The sequence below is a fragment of the Rahnella laticis genome, assembly GCF_015644585.1.
In the GTDB taxonomy this organism is placed as follows: Bacteria; Pseudomonadota; Gammaproteobacteria; order Enterobacterales; family Enterobacteriaceae; genus Rahnella; species Rahnella laticis.
Genome location: NZ_JADOBI010000002.1, coordinates 586,847 through 605,030, shown reverse-complemented (window position 1 = coordinate 605,030; position 18,184 = coordinate 586,847). Strand labels below are relative to the sequence as shown.

Annotated in this window: 15 protein-coding genes; 6 read left to right on the top strand and 9 right to left on the bottom strand. The window is 53.6% G+C overall.

What is annotated here, in order from left to right; all coding sequences use genetic code 11:
- The first annotated feature begins 32 nt into the window (after window positions 1–32).
- Window positions 33–794 carry a 2-dehydro-3-deoxy-D-gluconate 5-dehydrogenase KduD gene (kduD, locus tag IV433_RS05930; protein WP_152328057.1) on the top strand — a complete coding sequence of 254 codons (762 nt, stop codon included), beginning with the start codon at window positions 33–35 and terminating at the stop codon, window positions 792–794.
- 58 nt (window positions 795–852) lie between these two features.
- A complete protein-coding gene (locus tag IV433_RS05925) occupies window positions 853–1,491 on the top strand; it encodes an RpiB/LacA/LacB family sugar-phosphate isomerase (protein WP_101079130.1) in 639 nt (212 codons plus the stop codon).
- A gap of 73 nt (window positions 1,492–1,564) precedes the next feature.
- Here the strand turns inward: IV433_RS05925 and IV433_RS05920 are convergent, their stop codons facing one another.
- Window positions 1,565–1,885: a cupin domain-containing protein gene (locus IV433_RS05920; RefSeq protein WP_195813431.1), complete on the bottom strand. Its 321-nt coding sequence runs from the start codon at window positions 1,883–1,885 to the stop codon at window positions 1,565–1,567.
- 6 nt (window positions 1,886–1,891) lie between these two features.
- A complete protein-coding gene (locus IV433_RS05915; RefSeq protein WP_195813430.1) occupies window positions 1,892–3,073 on the bottom strand; it encodes an oligogalacturonate lyase family protein in 1,182 nt (393 codons plus the stop codon).
- A 293-nt stretch (window positions 3,074–3,366) separates the two neighbouring features.
- Here IV433_RS05915 and proP point away from each other — a divergent pair, with 293 nt between their 5' ends.
- Window positions 3,367–4,869: a glycine betaine/L-proline transporter ProP gene (gene proP / locus IV433_RS05910; RefSeq protein WP_195813429.1), complete on the top strand. Its 1,503-nt coding sequence runs from the start codon at window positions 3,367–3,369 to the stop codon at window positions 4,867–4,869.
- 122 nt (window positions 4,870–4,991) lie between these two features.
- The gene (gene amyA / locus IV433_RS05905) at window positions 4,992–6,473 is read left to right on the top strand and encodes an alpha-amylase (RefSeq protein ID WP_195813428.1); all 1,482 of its coding nucleotides are present in this window, start codon (window positions 4,992–4,994) and stop codon (window positions 6,471–6,473) included.
- 37 nt (window positions 6,474–6,510) lie between these two features.
- Here amyA and IV433_RS05900 read toward each other — a convergent pair whose 3' ends face one another.
- The 4 genes from IV433_RS05900 to fbaB form a co-directional block, all read right to left on the bottom strand.
- Window positions 6,511–7,833, bottom strand: coding sequence for a J domain-containing protein (locus IV433_RS05900; protein WP_195813427.1), 1,323 nt, complete (start codon window positions 7,831–7,833; stop codon window positions 6,511–6,513).
- On the bottom strand, window positions 7,830–9,092 hold the full coding sequence (locus IV433_RS05895) for a hypothetical protein (protein WP_195813426.1): 1,263 nt from the start codon (window positions 9,090–9,092) through the stop codon (window positions 7,830–7,832). Before IV433_RS05895 ends, IV433_RS05900 begins: the two co-directional genes overlap by 4 nt.
- A gap of 4 nt (window positions 9,093–9,096) precedes the next feature.
- The gene (locus IV433_RS05890) at window positions 9,097–10,782 is read right to left on the bottom strand and encodes an Hsp70 family protein (protein WP_195813425.1); all 1,686 of its coding nucleotides are present in this window, start codon (window positions 10,780–10,782) and stop codon (window positions 9,097–9,099) included.
- A gap of 108 nt (window positions 10,783–10,890) precedes the next feature.
- Window positions 10,891–11,940 carry a class I fructose-bisphosphate aldolase gene (gene fbaB / locus IV433_RS05885; RefSeq protein WP_195813424.1) on the bottom strand — a complete coding sequence of 350 codons (1,050 nt, stop codon included), beginning with the start codon at window positions 11,938–11,940 and terminating at the stop codon, window positions 10,891–10,893.
- A gap of 237 nt (window positions 11,941–12,177) precedes the next feature.
- Here fbaB and IV433_RS05880 point away from each other — a divergent pair, with 237 nt between their 5' ends.
- Together IV433_RS05880 and btsR are read left to right on the top strand one after the other, a co-directional pair.
- A complete protein-coding gene (locus IV433_RS05880) occupies window positions 12,178–13,866 on the top strand; it encodes a sensor histidine kinase (RefSeq protein WP_195813423.1) in 1,689 nt (562 codons plus the stop codon).
- Window positions 13,860–14,579: a two-component system response regulator BtsR gene (gene btsR, locus IV433_RS05875; RefSeq protein WP_195813422.1), complete on the top strand. Its 720-nt coding sequence runs from the start codon at window positions 13,860–13,862 to the stop codon at window positions 14,577–14,579. The genes IV433_RS05880 and btsR overlap by 7 nt, the downstream gene beginning before the upstream one ends.
- Window positions 14,580–14,604: 25 nt before the next feature.
- Here the strand turns inward: btsR and yjiA are convergent, their stop codons facing one another.
- The 3 genes from yjiA to IV433_RS05860 form a co-directional block, all read right to left on the bottom strand.
- Complete coding sequence (gene yjiA, locus IV433_RS05870; RefSeq protein ID WP_195813421.1) at window positions 14,605–15,570, bottom strand: GTPase; 966 nt, start codon at window positions 15,568–15,570, stop codon at window positions 14,605–14,607.
- Window positions 15,571–15,583: 13 nt separating this feature from the next.
- Window positions 15,584–15,787 (bottom strand): YbdD/YjiX family protein, encoded by a 204-nt coding sequence (locus IV433_RS05865; RefSeq protein ID WP_104924916.1) that lies wholly within the window; start codon window positions 15,785–15,787, stop codon window positions 15,584–15,586.
- Window positions 15,788–15,866: 79 nt separating this feature from the next.
- Window positions 15,867–18,017, bottom strand: a complete 2,151-nt coding sequence (locus IV433_RS05860; RefSeq protein ID WP_195813420.1) for a carbon starvation CstA family protein — start codon at window positions 18,015–18,017, stop codon at window positions 15,867–15,869.
- Window positions 18,018–18,184: the final 167 nt, after the last annotated feature.

Below are 18,184 nucleotides of genomic sequence, written 5' to 3'. Positions count from 1 at the left end.
TTCGCCTCCGTTTTATGAAAAAAGGAAACATCATGATTCTGGATAATTTCTCTTTGCAGGGAAAAGTGGCTGTTGTCACCGGCTGTGACACCGGATTGGGTCAGGGTATGGCCGTAGGTCTGGCAGAAGCGGGCTGCGACATCGTGGGGATCAACATTGTTGAACCGACGGAAACCATCGAACGCGTGGGCGCCACCGGCCGTCGCTTCCTGAGCCTGACCGCCGATCTGAGCGATACCAAAGTGATCCCGGCGCTGCTCGAACGTGCGGTCGCGGAAATGGGGCATCTGGATATTCTGGTCAACAACGCCGGGATTATCCGTCGTGAAGACGCCATCGAGTTCAGCGAAAAGAACTGGGATGACGTCATGAACCTGAACATCAAATCCGTCTTCTTCATGTCTCAGGCCGTCGCGAAACAGTTCATCGCGCAGGGTACTGGCGGGAAAATCATTAACATCGCGTCGATGCTTTCCTATCAGGGCGGTATCCGTGTGCCTTCTTATACCGCGTCAAAAAGTGCCGTGATGGGCGTGACCCGTCTGCTGGCGAACGAATGGGCGAAACACAATATCAACGTGAACGCCATCGCGCCGGGGTATATGGCAACCAACAACACCCAGCAACTTCGTGCCGACGAAGCGCGCAGCGAAGAAATTCTGGGCCGCATTCCGGCCGGGCGCTGGGGTTTACCGTCTGACCTGATGGGGCCGGTCGTTTTCCTGTCGTCTCCGGCTTCTGACTATATTAATGGCTACACAATTGCCGTCGATGGCGGCTGGCTGGCGCGTTAATCCCGCCACAATTCAACTTGCGCAGCGGAGAAATCCGCTGCCACAACGAGGAAATCTCATGAAAATTGCATTGATGATGGAAAACAGTCAGGCTGCTAAAAACGCGATCATTTTGAAAGAACTGAACGCCGTGGCGTCTGAAAAAGAGTATCCGGTCTACAACGTCGGCATGTCTGACGAACAGGATCATCACCTCACCTACATCCATCTGGGCATCATGGCCAGCATTTTACTGAATTCCAAAGCCGTCGATTTTGTGGTCGCAGGCTGCGGCACCGGGCAGGGCGCGCTGATGTCCCTGAACATCCATCCGGGCGTAAACTGTGGTTATTGTATCGATCCGGCGGATGCTTTCCTGTTCGCGCAGATCAATAACGGTAACGCGCTGTCCCTGCCATTTGCCAAAGGGTTTGGCTGGGGCGCAGAGCTTAACGTTCGTTTCATCTTCGAAAAAGCCTTCACCGGCGTGAAAGGCCAGGGTTATCCGGCAGACCGTAAAGAGCCGCAGGTTCGCAACGCGGGGATCCTGAATCAGGTGAAAGCGGCCGTCGTGAAAGAAAACTATCTCGACACATTGCGCGCCATTGATCCGGAACTGGTGAAAACTGCTGTCACCGGCGAACGTTTCCAGAAATGTTTCTTCGAAAACTGCCAGAACAAAGAGATCGAAAACTTCGTACGTGAAATCCTCGCGTAATTTCAGTTTCTTCCAGGCGATAAAAAACCGGTACTCAGTGAGTACCGGTTTTTTAATGGGCAAAGATGACGGGTTAAAGGAAATCCTGGCGCTGCGGCGTAAACGTATCAAGCAACACGCCTTTTTCCAGGCATACGCAGCCGTGCATTATGTACGGTTTTTTATACAGCGTATCGCCTGCTGAAACCTCGTGCGTTTCCTCGCCGATGGTGAATCTAAAACGCCCAGACAGCACATACGTCAGTTGTTCATGCACATGATTATGCATCGGGCCGATAGCCCCCGTTTCAAATGAGACTTCCACCGCCATCATCGTGCCGCCATGCGCCAGAACGCGACGACCTACACCGTCGCCCAGATCCTGAAGTGGAATATCTTTCTTATAAATAAACATCGTCGTTTAGTCCTCGCGTAATGAACTGAGCAGGCCTGCCGGGATTTCGGCCAGATACAGCGCCGGAAGCCCTTCGTGATCGGTAGTGAACAGCACATGACGATCGTCCGGCGAGAAAGAAGGGTGCGGATGCGTCACCTGACGATCGCCATCGAGCACGCGCCAGGAACTGTTATGTGCTGCAAGCGGTGCGTACCGGCGGGATTCGGCATCAAAAATGTACAGCCACGGATCGTTATCAATTGTATGGCTGGCGGTATCCTGCACATCCACCGGCGTGCCGGATCCGTCGCCCACCAGCAATGATCCGTTTTCATTACTCATCAGATGTGAACAGGCAGGCATCGTCATCAGTGAAACGTCTTCCCCGGTTTGCGGATCAAAGCGCCGGATATGGCGATCGTGCTGGCCTTTCAGGTAGGACACGTACATCAGTGCTGATCCGTCCGGCACCCAGAATTCATGAGTGCAGCTTTCGCCTGGCGCATGTTCTTTCACCTTGCGCACGTTGCTGCCATCTTCGTTTACCAGCCACATGCGCGCATCGACCAGATCGTGCGGGCCTTCGTGGCAGAATGCGACGGTATTGTCATCAAACGGACGATAAATCGGATGGCCAAGCCACTCATTTTTCTCGTGGATCACACGGGATTTTCCGCTGAGCAAATCGACGCCCAGCAGACGGCAGTGCGGGTTGCTGTGATAAAACGTCTGGAAAATCGTCCAGTCGGTGAGCGGCGTCCAGTCCTTGCGACTGATTTCGATACCGACCAGACGGGTACATTCACTGTTTGCCACCCACGTTCCGTACCCGACCCATTCTTCAGGTACCTGATACACGGTACGTTCACTGAAATCTTTCAGCGTGACGCATTGCAGGCTGCGCTCATTCTTCACGTAGTAAAGCGACTGATCGTCGGGTGAAAGAAAACCACCGAACGTGTTATCGCCTGCGCCTTCGGTCAGCTGAACCGCTTTTTGCGTGGTGAGATCCAGAAGATAATAGTTGCGGTTACCGTCGAACTCCCCGGCGAAAAGCAGCTTATTGCCATCACGCGTAAAACACTTTTGATAGAAATAATTGCGATGACACAGAACGTCGGGAGGCGTTAAACGCGTCACACGGGCACCGGTCTGAGGATCCTGAACGGTGTGGAAATTGAATTGAATCTGAGAACCTTTAGCCATGATTCACCCCATCAGTAGCATGAAATTAGCCGCTATTCTGGCTTCCTTTTCATTAATTAAAATGCAGTTTCATTAATTTGAAAACACATTACCACTTGACGCGATGCAACAGGGGCAGGGGAAAACAAAAGTGTAAAGCTGATCACAAAATGGCCGCCTTTTGCCTCTGCCGAAAACCATTCTATAATGATAGGGCTTGCTGAAAAATTATTGATACCTGAAATAGTTAAAGGGTACGAACAAAAATATCTCACGCTTACACAGTGGAGTATTTTAGAAAAGGGATGTAAAAGATGAGATTAAGAAGAAAACGTGTTAAACCTATGCAAATCAATGACATTACTATCATTGACGACAAAAAACTGAAGAAAGCTATTACCGCCGCCGCGCTGGGCAACGCGATGGAATGGTTTGACTTCGGTGTGTATGGCTTTGTGGCCTTCGCTTTAGGTCAGGTGTTTTTCCCGGGTGCCGATCCCGGCATTCAGATGATTGCAGCACTGGCAACCTTCTCGGTTCCCTTCCTCGTCAGACCTCTGGGCGGTCTGTTCTTCGGCGCACTGGGCGACAAATTTGGCCGCCAGAAAGTGTTATCCGTCACCATTATCATCATGTCCGTCAGTACCTTCTGTATCGGTCTGATACCCGGCTATGCCACTATCGGCATCTGGGCGCCGATCCTGTTATTACTGGCGAAACTGGCGCAAGGCTTCTCCGTAGGCGGTGAATACACCGGTGCGGCGATTTTTGTTGCTGAATATTCTCCGGACAGAAAACGTGGCTTCCTCGGCAGCTGGCTTGATTTCGGTTCCATCGCCGGGTTTATTCTGGGTGCGGGCGTCGTGGTGCTGATTTCCAGCATTGTCGGTGACGCGAACTTCCTCGAGTGGGGCTGGCGTATTCCGTTCTTCATCGCCGCACCGCTGGGTCTGATCGGGATTTACCTTCGCCATGCGCTGGAAGAAACCCCGACATTCCAGCAGCACGTGGATAAAATCGACAGCGACTCACGCAAAGATATTGCCGAGCCGCCGAAAGTCTCTTTCCGCGAAATCCTGACCAAACAGTGGAAACCGCTGATTATCTGCGTCGGCATGGTGATCGCCACCAACGTCACCTACTACATGTTGCTGACGTACATGCCAAGTTACCTGTCTCACAGCCTGCATTATTCTGAAGATCACGGCGTGTTGATTATCATCGCCATCATGGTCGGTATGCTGTTTGTGCAGCCGTTTATGGGGATGCTGAGCGACCGTTTCGGGCGCAAACCCTTCGTCATTATCGGCAGCATCGGCTTGTTCATTCTGGCAATTCCGTGCTTCATTCTGATTAACAGTGATGTGATCGGCCTGATTTTCCTCGGGTTACTGATTCTGGCTGTGCTGCTGAACTGCTTCATCGGCGTGATGGCGTCCACCTTACCGGCGATGTTCCCGACGCACATCCGTTACAGCGCGCTGGCCATTGCGTTTAACGTCTCCGTGCTGATTGCCGGCCTGACACCAACCATCGTGGCGTGGCTGGTGGAAGCGACCAACAACCTGTACATGCCTGCGTACTATCTGATGGTCATTTCCGTCATTGGCCTGGTGACCGGTATCTTCATGAAAGAAACCGCGAACCGTCCGCTGAAAGGCGCGACGCCAGCCGCGTCTGACCGCGCAGAAGCCCGTGAAATCCTTCAGGAGCATCACGACAATATCGAACATAAAATTGAAGATATTGATGCGCAGATTGCTGAACTCGAAGCAAAAAGAAAGAACCTGATCGCGCAGCACCCTGAAATCAACTGATTCAGCGCTGATGCAAAACACAAGCCGGTCACCTCCTGACCGGCTTTTTTTTGTCCTTTACCTCGCAGTTCTCTATTCCTGCTCCATACTTCATTTCCCGGTCATCTTAATGGAAATCCTGTATGCAGAATCCTACGTTGTTTCAGTTCTTCCACTGGTATTACCCGGATGGCGGAAAATTGTGGCCTGAGGTTGCAGAAAAAGCCGCGTGGCTGGCCGAAATCGGGATCACAGCAGCCTGGCTTCCCCCGGCATATAAAGGCGGTTCCGGCGGATACTCAGTGGGTTATGACACTTACGACTTATTCGATTTGGGCGAGTTTGACCAGAAAGGCTCACGCGCCACCAAGTACGGCGACAAAGAGGGATTTCTGGCTGCTGTTCAGGCGCTGAAACACCATCAGCTTGGCGTCATTCTCGATGTAGTGCTCAACCATAAAATGGGCGCAGACGAAAAAGAGCGCGTGCAGGTTAACCGCGTCAATATGGATGACCGTGAAGATATCAGCGACGACATCATCGAAGCCGATGCCTGGACGCGATTCATCTTTGCCGCCCGAAACGGGCAGTACTCCAAGTTTGTCTGGGATTTCCACTGCTTCAGTGGCGTCGATCACATTGAAAACCCGGATGAAAACGGCATTTTCAAAATCATCAACGATTACACCGGTGGCGGCTGGAACGATCAGGTCGACGACGAGTTTGGGAATTACGATTACCTGATGGGCGCCAACGTTGATTTCCGTAATAATGCGGTCAGCGAAGAGCTCAAATACTGGGGCCGCTGGATCATGGAACAAACCGGCTGCACGGGGTTCAGGCTGGACGCGGTCAAGCATATTCCGGCCTGGTTCTATAAAGAATGGATTGACCATATTCAGGCTGAATCCGAACAGCCGATGTATCTGGTGGCAGAATACTGGTCGTTCGATGTGCCCACACTGCAAAATTACATCCATCAGGTGGAAGGCAAAACGATGCTGTTCGATGCGCCGTTGCAGCTGAACTTCCATCATGCCTCAAAGCAGGGCGCGGATTTCGATCTGACCACCATTTTTGACAACACGCTGGTCGCCGCCGACGCGTCACACGCGGTCACGCTGGTCGCCAACCACGACACGCAGCCGCTACAGTCGCTGGAAGCGCCGGTTGAGCCGTGGTTCAAACCGCTGGCTTATGCGTTAATCCTTCTGCGTGAGCAGGGCGTGCCAATTGTGTTTTACCCGGATTTGATTGGCGCAAGTTACGAAGATGAAGGGGATGACGGCAATAATTACACCATCGAACTGCCTGCGATCCCGCAACTGGAAACGCTGATCAAAGCACGCCAGACATACGCGTGGGGCGTTCAGACCGATTATCTCGATCACCCTAACTGTATTGCATTCAGCCGCAGCGGAACCGAAGAGCATCCGGGCTGCGTGGTGGTGATGTCAAACGGGGAAGGCGGAGAAAAGACCATCGAACTGGGCGACGGTTTCGCGCATAAGAAATGGCGCGATTTACTGGAACACCGCGAAGACATCATTGAAACCGATGAAAATGGCGCGGCGCAGTTCTTCTGTGAAGCAGGCAGCGTCAGCGTCTGGGTTCTGGCGGAGTGAAAAGTCAGGCTGGCGGAGAGGCCAGCCTGTTATTTTTTCAGCGGATCCCCAAAGCAATCAAAAAGGCATACATCGCCAGCAACAAAACAAATGACACAATGCCCACAATCCCTTCAGATTTTTTCATCAGCTGCCACGGGAACACCACCAGAATAATCATGGCGTTAAGAGGAACCTGGTACCATTTCCAGGCCTTCGGCGCCATCATCCAGAGCACACAGAAACCGACAACACTCATTACGCCGTAATTGGTTATCAGCATTTGAAGATGGCCAGATTCTGGTTTGAAAGCGTCGAAAAAGCCCAACAGCATTTTCACTAAAATCAGAAGGGCGAGCAGCGAAAGTCCGCCTTCCGCAACCTTCAGCCACCAGGGCCGGTAACGCAGAACTCTTTCCAGAAAACTGTAGCCCTGCGTATAAACGCCGATAATCGCGATCAACAGGATCCGGTCACGCCACTTGTCAGGGTCTTCGCGTGTCGCAAGCAATGTCAGTAAAAGCCAGAAACCAGTCAGAAACACCGCGCCCCAGCTCATGGCTGTTCGTGATTCATCGAGCGCTTTCACCAGTTGAGAGTTTATTTTCGGCAACAGTGAAGGGAAATTCATCCTGATATAACTGAGTTCATCATACAGCGGCTTCAGAAAATCAGGCATCCACCTTGCCCACCACGCAAGCGTAGCGCCTTCGACGGTAAGCAACCTCAACCGCTGCCGATCCAGTGCGGATTTCTGATATTTATTTTGCAACTGAGCCAGGTAATACTTCGCGCCCGTATTTTCAATCTGACGATAAAGCGCGGCCAGACGATGCGCGGGTATACCACCCGGCTGATAATGGTCAATATCCCAGCCCATGATCTCTGAAACGCGAATAAGCAGCGCCGAATACAAACCTTCGCGCTCACTCAGCTGCGCGGCCAGTTCCTGACTGAAGACTTCCCGCAGACGCAGATTTTGCAAAAGCTCACCGGATAGCACGGACTTGAGCAGGTTCAGGCCTTCGGTTTCATCTTCCATCATGAGATCGATGATTGCAGTCACCGGCCTTAACGCCTCTAATTCCTGTTCCAGCGCATCATCGATATCCGGCGCGAGCTCTTTTAAAGGCTCGATGTGAACCGGCATCCGTAAAGCGAAAGAGGGGGATTCATTCAGAGTTTCCGTGACAACGTCACTCTGCGAAGGGCGTTCCGCATAAGCTTTCGCCTGCTCGAACGCCTCCCTCAGCCGCTGATAGCCTTCCGGATCCTGATCTGGCCGCGTTGTTTTCAGTTTACGGGCGTAAGCGCGCTTGATAACGCTCAGATCGTCAGTAGGTTCGATGTCTAAGACTGACCAGATGTATGGGTTGTTCATGCCACCGCCCAGGTCACTAGCCACGAATAAAGGAATAACATCAAAGCACAAATGACGATGCGCCATATCACGCCAGATTTTTTTGCCTGCTGCCATGGAAATGTGACAAATGCGGTCAGGCTATTGCTGATAAGGTTGTACCAGCGCCAGTATCGCGGACAAATTGCCCATATGAGGAAAAGTACGAAAGCGGCAAGCATGCCAAAAAGTGCCGGACCACGTCCCGGGTCGTCGTACATGAAATGCAGTTGCCCGTACAAGCCGCTGAAGATTTTTGCAAACACGGCAAAGATGAGCAGCGAAAGCAGAGTTTCGAATATCGCCACAACGTTTTGCGAATGTCTGAAATTACGCTTTAGCTCGCTTTTGCCCCACGTACAGATAAGTAGAACGGAAATAATAATCGACACATCGCGCAGCGGATGTTCGTCATGGCGAATTCCAATAGCGATCACCATTCCCCAGAACACGATAAAAAAAGCTGTACTCCAGTCCAAAGCTAAACGTAGCCCGGATAACGTTTTGAGCAACTGCGGATTAACCCGCTCCAGCAATACAGGATGGTACGTGCTGATTTCTTCTACGGTCTTACGTAGCAGGCCGACATAACCCGGAATTAACCTCGCCATGAAAGGCAGTTTTTTGCCCTCAACGCTCAGCAACTGAAATCGTTCATGTTCCTGCATGGACTTCTCAGATTCATTTACGAGGGAATCCCAGTATTGTGAAGCCTCTGTGTTTTCAGTCTGCGTGTAAATCGCCCATAACTGATCCACGGAAATCCCTTCAGGTCTGAAATTTTCGATTTTCCATCCCATCATGGCGGCCACGTTGATCAGCACTGAACGGGTAACACCTTCACGTTTACCCAATTCCTCTGCCAGAAAATGGTTGAACATCTCACGGGCGTGAATATTTTCCAGAGGACCTTCAGACAAACAGGTGTACAGCCTTTCAAAACCGGCGGTGGCATCGGCAAGCAGCAAAGTCACAATTTCATAAACCTGATTGAGGATCTGCTGTTGCGAAACCGGCGCACTGTATTCAGGCTTCGACAACTCTGTAAAAGCACGATCTTGTGCAGCATTTAAACTGCGTACATTTGGAATAGTTTTCGCCTGCTCGAACGCCTCCCTCAGCCGCTGATAGCCTTCCGGATCCTGATCTGGCCGCGTTGTTTTCAGTTTACGGGCGTAAGCGCGCTTGATAATGCTCAGATCGTCGGTAGGTTCGATGTCTAAGACTGACCAGATGCTCATCCGTTTACTCCCATTCCTTGCGAAGATACGCGATCAGTCCCTCGATTTCCTTGCGTGCTTCAGCGATTTGCCGGGCATCCTGCGTGTCCAGCACGCTTTCGAAACGGTAAAGATGATCGGCGATATATTGACGTTGCTCACCCAGACTTTGTTCGTAAAACGCATTGGCTTCGGCGATCAGCTGGCGGTTAACCAGTTGCTCACGCGGGTGCTGTTTGATGTTTTCCAGTTTCATCAGGCTGGCGGAAATTTGTTCAGGCGTGAGCGAGCCGGGGGATTTTTCGATCACCAGTTTTTGCATCTCACCGCTATGATCGATTTTGCATTCCACTTCCAGAATACCGTCGAGCGTATAGGTAAAACGCACGTCGGCGGTGATTTCACCGGCAGGGCGTGGCGGGATATCCAGCGATAATGAACCGAGCAAAATATTGTCGGAAACGCGGCGGCCTTCGCCCTGGTAAATCGAAAATTCGAGCATTTTTTGCTGGTCGGTCGTTGTGCGGACGGATTCAACACGGCTCACCGGCACAAAGCTATTGCGTTCGATCAGCGGCATAAAATGCCCCGTCTCATAGCCTTCGCCTTTACGTCGCGCAATCTCAATACCGAGCGTGAAGGGCATCACGTCAGTCAGCACTATATCGTCAAGTGCCTGATCCTGCATCGCCAGCCCGGCCTGAATTCCCGCCCCCAGCGCAACCGCTTCATCGGGCTGTAGATCGCAGCGCGGGAAACGGCCAAACAAACGCGCGACAGCCTGACGCACCAGTGGCATCCGCGTCGCGCCGCCCACCAGCACAATGTGGTCCACCTGATCGGCGGAAAACTTCGCATCACGCAGCGCCTGTATCACCGGCTTTTTCATCCGTTCCAGCGCACTTTCACAACACTGCGCCAAGATCTCCGTCGTGATCGTCCAGTTCAGCGTTTCGCCTTCATGCTGATAACTGACGGGCGTACTGTCCTGCGTCGTCAGCTGGCGCTTGGCCCGCTCCGCTAATGTGACGAGCCGGCCGTGTAAACCGGTGTCATCCTGATCGAGTTGCGGAAATTGCGCCAGCATCCAGCTGACCAGGCTGCGCGTAAAATCATCGCCGCCGAGAAACACATCGCCGCTGCTGGCACGCACTTCTATGACGCCTTCGAACATATCGATGATCGAGACATCAAAAGTGCCGCCGCCCAGATCGAACACCAGAAACTTCTGCTCCTGCTGATTCGCCAGCCCGTAAGCCAGCGATGCGGCGGTCGGTTCGTTCAGCAAGCGCTCAACGTGCAAACCCGCCAGCTCACCGGCAGTTTTTACGGCTTTACGCTGAATGTCATTGAAATAGGCGGGAACGGTAATGATGGCGCGTTCGACTTTACACCCGCAATGCTGCTCGGCGTCGGCTTTCAGGCTGCGCAACAGCAGGGCGGAAAGCTCTTCTGCACGAAAAGACTGATGTCCGAGCCGGAAATTATGGTCGGTGCCCATGAAGCGTTTAAAACTGGAGAGGGTTAAACCGGGGTGAGTAAACAGGCGGGCGTGAGCGGGTGCGCCGACAAGAATGTGCCCGTTATCATCGAGCCCGATAACCGAAGGCGTGAGATTGTGCCCGTAGGCATTCGGTATCAGAACGGCCTGACCGTCCTGCCAGATGGAAACAGCACTGTTTGACGTGCCTAAATCTATCCCTATCAACATCCGTATTACTCCCGAAAATAAACTGAGAATGGCCGAAAGAAGTGTCTGACGGCGAAACGTCTCTATCGGCCAAATTTACAGAATACTTAAGGGAATTAGTAGACTGACTTACGCGATGGTCACTTTCTTATCCAGATACACATCCTGCACCGCATTGATCAACGCCACGCCCTCTTGCATGGATTTCTTGAAAGCTTTACGCCCCAGAATCAGCCCCATGCCGCCCGCACGTTTATTAATGACCGCTGTACGCACCGATTCCTGAATGTCATTTTCGCCTGCCGCACCGCCGGAGTTAATCAAACCGGCACGCCCCATGTAGCAGTTCGCCAGCTGATAACGCACCAGATCGATAGGGTGATCGGTGGTGAGTTTGGAATAGACGCGTGCGTCGGTATAACCAAACTTCACGGCGTTGTAGCCGCCGTTATTTTCGGCCATCTTTTGCTTCACGATATCTGCGCCAATGGTGGCCGCAAGGTGGTTTGCCTGACCGGTCAAATCCGCGCTGGAGTGATAATCCACGCCGTCTTTTACAAATGCCGGATTGCGCAGATACGCCCACAACACCGTGACCATGCCCAGCTCATGCGCCCGCTCGAACGCGGCGGAGATCTCCTCAATCTGACGACGGGATTGTTCTGAACCGAAATAAATGGTTGCGCCGACGGCCTGCGCGCCCAGATCAAACGCCTGATCTACGCTGGCGTAGAGCGTCTGATCGTACTGGGTCGGATAACTGAGCGTTTCATTGTGGTTCAGTTTGACCAGGAACGGGATTTTGTGGGCATAGCGGCGGGACACGGAAGCCAGCACGCCGTAAGTTGAGGCCACACAGTTGCAACCGGCTTCCAGTGCCAGTTCGACAATATTCTTTGGGTCAAAATAGAGCGGGTTGGCCGCAAATGATGCGCCTGCGGAATGCTCGACGCCCTGATCGACAGGCAGAATCGACAGATAACCGGTTCCCGACAGACGACCGGTGTTATACAAATTTTGCATCGCAGCCAGCACGCGCGGCGAGCGGTTATTATCAATCATGACGCGATCGACAAAATCAGCCCCCGGAAGATTAAGCTGCTCAGCAGTAATGGTGGAACAACGATGTTGCAACAGGGAATCGGCTTCTTTACCTAAAACCTTAGATATATCAGTCATAACGAACTCCGTCTCGGGCTCTGAACAGGGGTTCAGAGCGATGAATGAACCTGCCTTACAGTAGACAAAGTAGACTAACGTTTTGATTCCGGCCAACTTGCACATTAGATGCTGAGGACTGACGCAAGCCACACATACAAAAAATTAATAAATCGATTTCGTTTTTCTGGCGCGTGCCAAAGAAACGTTTCGCTGAACGCGCTATCGTGTGCGCTTCACTGATTGCGGATGTCGGGCATGTACGAGTTCAATTTAGTTTTACTGCTTTTACAGCAGATGTGTGTGTTTCTGGTTATCGCCTGGCTGATGAGTAAAACCCGCCTTTTTATCCCGCTGATGCAGGTCACCGTCCGGCTGCCTCACAAGCTGCTTTGCTACATCACCTTCTCCGTATTCTGCATTATGGGCACCTATTTCGGCCTGCACATTGAAGATTCCATTGCCAACACCCGTGCGATTGGCGCGGTAATGGGCGGCCTGCTGGGCGGCCCTGTAGTCGGCGGACTGGTCGGGCTGACCGGGGGTTTACACCGTTATTCGATGGGCGGAATGACGGCGCTCAGCTGCATGGTTTCCACCATTACCGAAGGGCTGCTCGGCGGTTTGCTGCACAGCATTCTGATCCGCCGCGGACGCACCGATATGCTGTTCAATCCGCTGACCGCAGGCGTAATTACGTTCGTGGCTGAAACGGTGCAGATGCTGATCATCCTGCTGATTGCGCGGCCGTTTCATGACGCGCTGCATCTGGTCAGTAATATTGCCGCGCCGATGATGGTGACTAACACGCTGGGCGCGGCGATGTTTATGCGCATCCTGCTGGATAAGCGCGCGATGTTTGAAAAATACACGTCAGCGTTTTCCGCCACTGCACTGAGGGTTGCGGCTTCGACGGAAGGGATATTGCGGCAGGGGTTCAACGAAGAAAACAGCATGAAAGTGGCGCAGGTTCTGCATCAGGAACTGGATATCAGCGCCGTCGCCATTACCGATTGCGAAAAACTGCTGGCCTTTACCGGCGTGGGCGATGACCACCATTTGCCCGGCAAACCGATATCTTCCGCCTATACCTGGCGGGCGATTGAAAAGGACGAAGTGGTGTACGCCGACGGCAATGAACTGCCTTACCGCTGCTCGCTGCACCCGAACTGCAAACTGGGTTCGACACTGGTGATCCCGCTGCGGGGGGAAAATCAGCGGGTGATCGGCACCATCAAATTGTATGAAGCGCGCAACCGCCTGTTCAGTTCGATCAACCGCACGCTGGGCGAAGGCATTGCGCAGCTGTTGTCGGCGCAAATTCTGGCGGGAAAATACGAGCAACAGAAAGCGCTGCTCGCACAGTCGGAAATCAAACTGCTGCACGCGCAGGTGAATCCGCATTTCCTGTTTAACGCGCTCAACACGCTGATGGCGGTGATCCGCAACGACAGCGATAAAGCCGGGCAACTGGTGCAATATCTCTCGACGTTCTTTCGCAAAAACCTCAAACGTCCTTCAGAAATCGTCACGCTGGCCAACGAAATTGAGCACGTGAATGCCTATCTGCAAATCGAACTGGCGCGCTTTCCCTCGCGGCTTAACGTCGAACTTCAGGTGCCGGACCAGCTCTCGGCGCAGAATCTGCCTGCATTTACCCTGCAACCCATTGTGGAAAACGCCATTAAACACGGCACCTCTCAGCTGCTCGGCAACGGCGTGATTACTATCCGCGCCCGCCGTGACGGGCAAAACGTCGTCGTTGAGGTCGAGGACAACGCCGGTTTGTATCAGCCGCGCACCGAAAGCAACGGGCTGGGTATGAGTCTGGTGGATAAACGCCTGCGCGCCCGTTTTGGCGATGACTACGGGATCGCCGTCAGCTGCGAACCGGATCTTTTCACCCGCGTCACGTTGCGCCTGCCGATCGAGGAACCCGCATGTTAAGAGTGATGATTGTTGATGATGAACCGCTGGCATGCGAAAACCTGCGGCTCTTGCTTGAGAACGAAGGCGACATCGAAATTATCGGCGAATGCGCCAACGCCATTGAAGCCATCGGCGCGGTGCATAAACTGCGTCCGGACGTCCTGTTTCTGGACATTCAGATGCCGCGCATCAGCGGGCTGGAAATGGCCGGAATGCTCGATCACCGGCATCGTCCGCACATTGTTTTTCTCACCGCGTTTGACGAATACGCGGTGCAGGCATTCGAAGAATGTGCGTTTGATTACCTGCTGAAACCCATTGAACCGCTGCGTTTACAAAAAACGCTGGCACGGTTGCGGCAGGAACGTCAGGTGCAGGAAATCTCGCAACTGCCGGAAAGCCAGCAGTCGCTGAAATTCATTCCGTGCAGCGGCCACAGCCGGATCTGGCTGTTACAGATGGAAGAGGTGGCGTTTGTCAGCAGCCGGATGAGCGGGGTTTACGTGACCAGCCAGGACGGCAAGGAAGGGTTTACGGAACTGACGCTGCGTACGCTGGAAAGCCGCACGCCGTTGTTACGTTGTCACCGGCAATATCTGGTGAATATGGATTATCTGAAAGAGATCCGCCTGGAAGATAACAATCAGGCGGAGCTGTTATTGCGCGACGGCCAGACCGTGCCGGTCAGCCGCCGCTATCTCAAATCACTGAAAGAAGCCGTCGGGCTTTAAGTGCCAGGGCTGGCGGCAAGGCGGTTCAGGCGGGTTTCAGCCCGTCAAATGCCTCACGAATTTCGGTTTCCGGTAACGCCACGCCGATAAACACCAGCTGGCTGACCGGCGTTTCTTGCGGTTCCCACGGGCGATCCCAGTCGGCGCTGTACAGCCGCTGAACGCCCTGAAACAGCAGGCGGCACGGCTGATCTTCAATCCACAACATACCTTTGTAGCGCAGAAGGCTGTCCGCAAAACCGGAAAGCAAACCTTCCATCACGCCGGAGACCGCCTGCAACGCCACCGGATAATCCAGCTCCACCACGATGGAGGAAATCGTATTTTCCTGCTGTGCCACAACGCGGCGGAAAACCGGCTTTGAAACCACCACGTTTTCTTCCAGCATAAAACCACGCGTGTCGAACAACAGCGCCAGATCGATATCGCCGTTCACCACCGGGTACACCGGCGCACGGGCATTAATCCGCTGTAAACGCGCCATCAGCTCACCGCTGTCACCGGCCACATCGGTTTTCGTCAGTAAAATCCGGTCAGCATAACCAATCTGTGACTGCGCCAGCGGGAACTGATCCAGCTGTTGCTGCGCGTGAACCGCGTCCACCAGCGTGATCACGCCGTCGAGCAGATAGCGTTCACAGATAATTTCATGGGCGAAAAACGCCTGCAAAATCGGCCCCGGATCCGCCATGCCGGTGCATTCAATCACCAGCCGGTCAAACTGCACGTCGCCTTTATCCAGACCGTCGAGCAAATCCAGCAACGCGTCTTCCAGTTCGTTCGAACGGCTGCAACAGATGCATCCGTTGGTCAGCGTGGTGATCCGCGTCGCGCGATCGCCAATCAGCTGGCTGTCGATCGCCACTTCGCCAAACTCATTTTCAATGACCGCAATTTTGTAATCGTGCTGCTGATGCAGCATCTGGCGCAGCAGGGTGGTTTTGCCTGCGCCGAGAAAACCGGTTAAAACCGTGACCGCAATGGGTGTCATAACGTCATTCCTGTTAACAACAGCGCATCCCGCCTTTGCCGTCGCCGCCGTAGCGGGCCTGCTGGCGTTCGCGGAAAAATTCTTTGTAAGTCATCATCGGTTTGTCCGGATGATTAGTCTGCATGTGCAGCACGTAGGTATCGTAATCGGGGATCCCCACCAGCATGCGCGCCGCCTGACCGAGGTACTTCTTCGCCGCGCCTAAATTATCGAACACAAGCCGCTCCTTTGAGGGTATTGGCCGCCATGCTATATGCGGGAAAGCCCCGCGGGTGCGGGGCCGTAACACAACATTATCAGTGGCTGGAGAGTTTGATACCTTCCTCCGGCACCGGCACATACGGCGTTTCTTTATCGGTACGCTGGTCGGTTTTACGCGCCTGCAACCACGCCTTGAAGCCGTAGAAAATTATACTGTACACCACAATCAGGAACAGAATACTAAGCCCGGCGTTGGTGTAGTTGTTGATCACAATATGGTTCATGTTGCTGATTTGCTGTTCCGTCAGGTCCGCGCCGCCAGCGGCGATGCGGGCTTTATACTGGCTGGCCATGAAGAAGAAGCCTTCCATCTGCGGATTGGTGCTGAACAGTTTCAGGCCCAGCGCCCAGGTGGTACAGATCAGCAGCCAGACCGCAGGCAACACGGTGACCCAGATGTATTTTGTGCGTTTCATTTTGATCAGCACGACGGTCGCCAGCACCAGCGCGACGGCGGCCAGCATCTGGTTGGAGATCCCGAACAGCGGCCACAGGCTTTTTACGCCGCCCAGCGGATCGACCACGCCCTGATACAACAGATACCCCCACAGGCCCACGCAACCGGCAGTACCCACAATCCCGGCCACCAGTGAATCAGTTTTCTTCAGGAACGGAATAAAGTTGCCGAGCAAATCCTGCAACATGAAGCGTCCGGAACGCGTCCCGGCGTCCAGCGCGGTCAGGATAAACAGCGCTTCGAACAGGATCCCGAAGTGATACCAGAAGCCCATATCGGCAAACGGCACAATCTTGTTGAAGACGTGCGCGATACCCACCGCCAGCGTCGGTGCGCCACCCGCGCGGTTCAGCACGGAAGGTTCGCCGATGTCTTTCGCGGTTTGCAGAATTTGTTCCGGGGTGATCACAAAGCCCCATGAGCTCACCGTAGCCGCCGCGTGCGCCGTCACGTCTTTCAGTTGTGCGAGGATCATCGGCGCATTATCGCCGCCCAGCTCATGCAGGTTTGGCATCACAATGCCCAGACCGGCTGGCGGGGTGTTCATCGCAAAATACAAACCCGGTTCGATGATGGAGGCCGCAACCAGCGCCATCACGGCCACGAAGGATTCCATCAGCATTGCGCCATAACCGATAAAGCGCGCGTCAGTCTCACAGGCCAGCAGTTTAGGTGTGGTGCCGGAAGCGATCAGCGCATGGAAACCGGATACCGCGCCACAGGCAATGGTGATAAACAGGAACGGGAACAGTGCGCCTTTCCACAGCGGACCGGTGCCGTCAATGTACTGCGTAATCGCAGGCATTTTCAGTTCCGGATTCAGGATCACAATCCCGATCGCCAGCCCGACAATCACGCCAATTTTCAGGAACGTCGCCAGATAATCGCGCGGTGCCAGAATCAGCCAGACCGGCAGCAGCGCGGAAATAAACGCATAGCCAATCAGGGTAAAGGTGATAGTGGTGTCTTTAAACGTCAGCGCCGGGCCCCAGTACGGGTCATGGGCAATCACGCCGCCAAACCAGATGGAGGCAATCAGCAAAATCACGCCAATCACTGAGATTTCACCCACACGACCTGGCCGGATAAAGCGCATGTAAATGCCCATAAACAGCGCGATAGGCACCGTTGAACAGACCGTAAACACGCCCCACGGGCTTTCTGCCAGCGCTTTCACCACAATCAGCGCCAGCACCGCCAGAATGATAATCATGATCAGGAAACAGCCGAACAGGGCGATGGTGCCCGGCACCGGCCCCATTTCCTCTTTGATCATTTCACCGAGCGACGCCCCGTTACGGCGCGAGGAGATAAACAGCACCATGAAATCCTGTACCGCACCGGCCAGCACCACACCCGCCAGCAGCCACAGCACGCCGGGCAGATAGCCCATTTGCGCCGCCAGCACCGGCCCGACCAGCGGGCCTGCGCCCGCAATGGCCGCAAAGTGGTGACCGAACAGCACGTTGCGGTGCGTCGGCACGTAGTTCAGCCCGTCGTTATTGAGCACGGCGGGCGTTGAACGCGTCGGGTCGAGCTTCATCACTTTTTGCGCGATGTAGAGGCTGTAATACCGGTAGGCCACCAGATAGACCGAAACCGATGCCACCACAATCCACAGCGCACTGATATGTTCACCTCGCCGTAAGGCAACCACTGCCAGACAGCAAGCACCGATGATTCCCAGAATCATCCAGGGTATATGCTTGAATATTGATTTTGTATTCATATGAAACCTGGTTGTCAGAATAGCCAACGAATGCCCCTCACCGATTATGAGAGGAGCTTTTTATAAGAGAAGGGCACTATTTTTTTGCCAGACACAGGATGGCGAATTTCACCGCAAAACGGGGGAAAGAGTGGTTAAGCGGTTGTATGGGGAGATAAGCGGTTACT

Excerpts from the sequence above, each read along its gene's own strand:
- IV433_RS05880 (WP_195813423.1), top strand. The coding sequence starts at position 12,178 with ATGTACGAGTTCAATTTAGTTTTACTGCTTTTACAGCAGATGTGTGTG.
- yjiA (WP_195813421.1), bottom strand. The coding sequence starts at position 15,570 with ATGACACCCATTGCGGTCACGGTTTTAACCGGTTTTCTCGGCGCAGGC.
- IV433_RS05925 (WP_101079130.1), top strand. The coding sequence starts at position 853 with ATGAAAATTGCATTGATGATGGAAAACAGTCAGGCTGCTAAAAACGCG.
- IV433_RS05890 (WP_195813425.1), bottom strand. The coding sequence starts at position 10,782 with ATGTTGATAGGGATAGATTTAGGCACGTCAAACAGTGCTGTTTCCATC.
- IV433_RS05895 (WP_195813426.1), bottom strand. The coding sequence starts at position 9,092 with ATGAGCATCTGGTCAGTCTTAGACATCGAACCTACCGACGATCTGAGC.
- IV433_RS05920 (WP_195813431.1), bottom strand. The coding sequence starts at position 1,885 with ATGTTTATTTATAAGAAAGATATTCCACTTCAGGATCTGGGCGACGGT.
- IV433_RS05900 (WP_195813427.1), bottom strand. The coding sequence starts at position 7,833 with ATGAACAACCCATACATCTGGTCAGTCTTAGACATCGAACCTACTGAC.
- IV433_RS05915 (WP_195813430.1), bottom strand. The coding sequence starts at position 3,073 with ATGGCTAAAGGTTCTCAGATTCAATTCAATTTCCACACCGTTCAGGAT.
- kduD (WP_152328057.1), top strand. The coding sequence starts at position 33 with ATGATTCTGGATAATTTCTCTTTGCAGGGAAAAGTGGCTGTTGTCACC.
- IV433_RS05860 (WP_195813420.1), bottom strand. The coding sequence starts at position 18,017 with ATGAATACAAAATCAATATTCAAGCATATACCCTGGATGATTCTGGGA.
- amyA (WP_195813428.1), top strand. The coding sequence starts at position 4,992 with ATGCAGAATCCTACGTTGTTTCAGTTCTTCCACTGGTATTACCCGGAT.
- fbaB (WP_195813424.1), bottom strand. The coding sequence starts at position 11,940 with ATGACTGATATATCTAAGGTTTTAGGTAAAGAAGCCGATTCCCTGTTG.
- btsR (WP_195813422.1), top strand. The coding sequence starts at position 13,860 with ATGTTAAGAGTGATGATTGTTGATGATGAACCGCTGGCATGCGAAAAC.
- proP (WP_195813429.1), top strand. The coding sequence starts at position 3,367 with ATGAGATTAAGAAGAAAACGTGTTAAACCTATGCAAATCAATGACATT.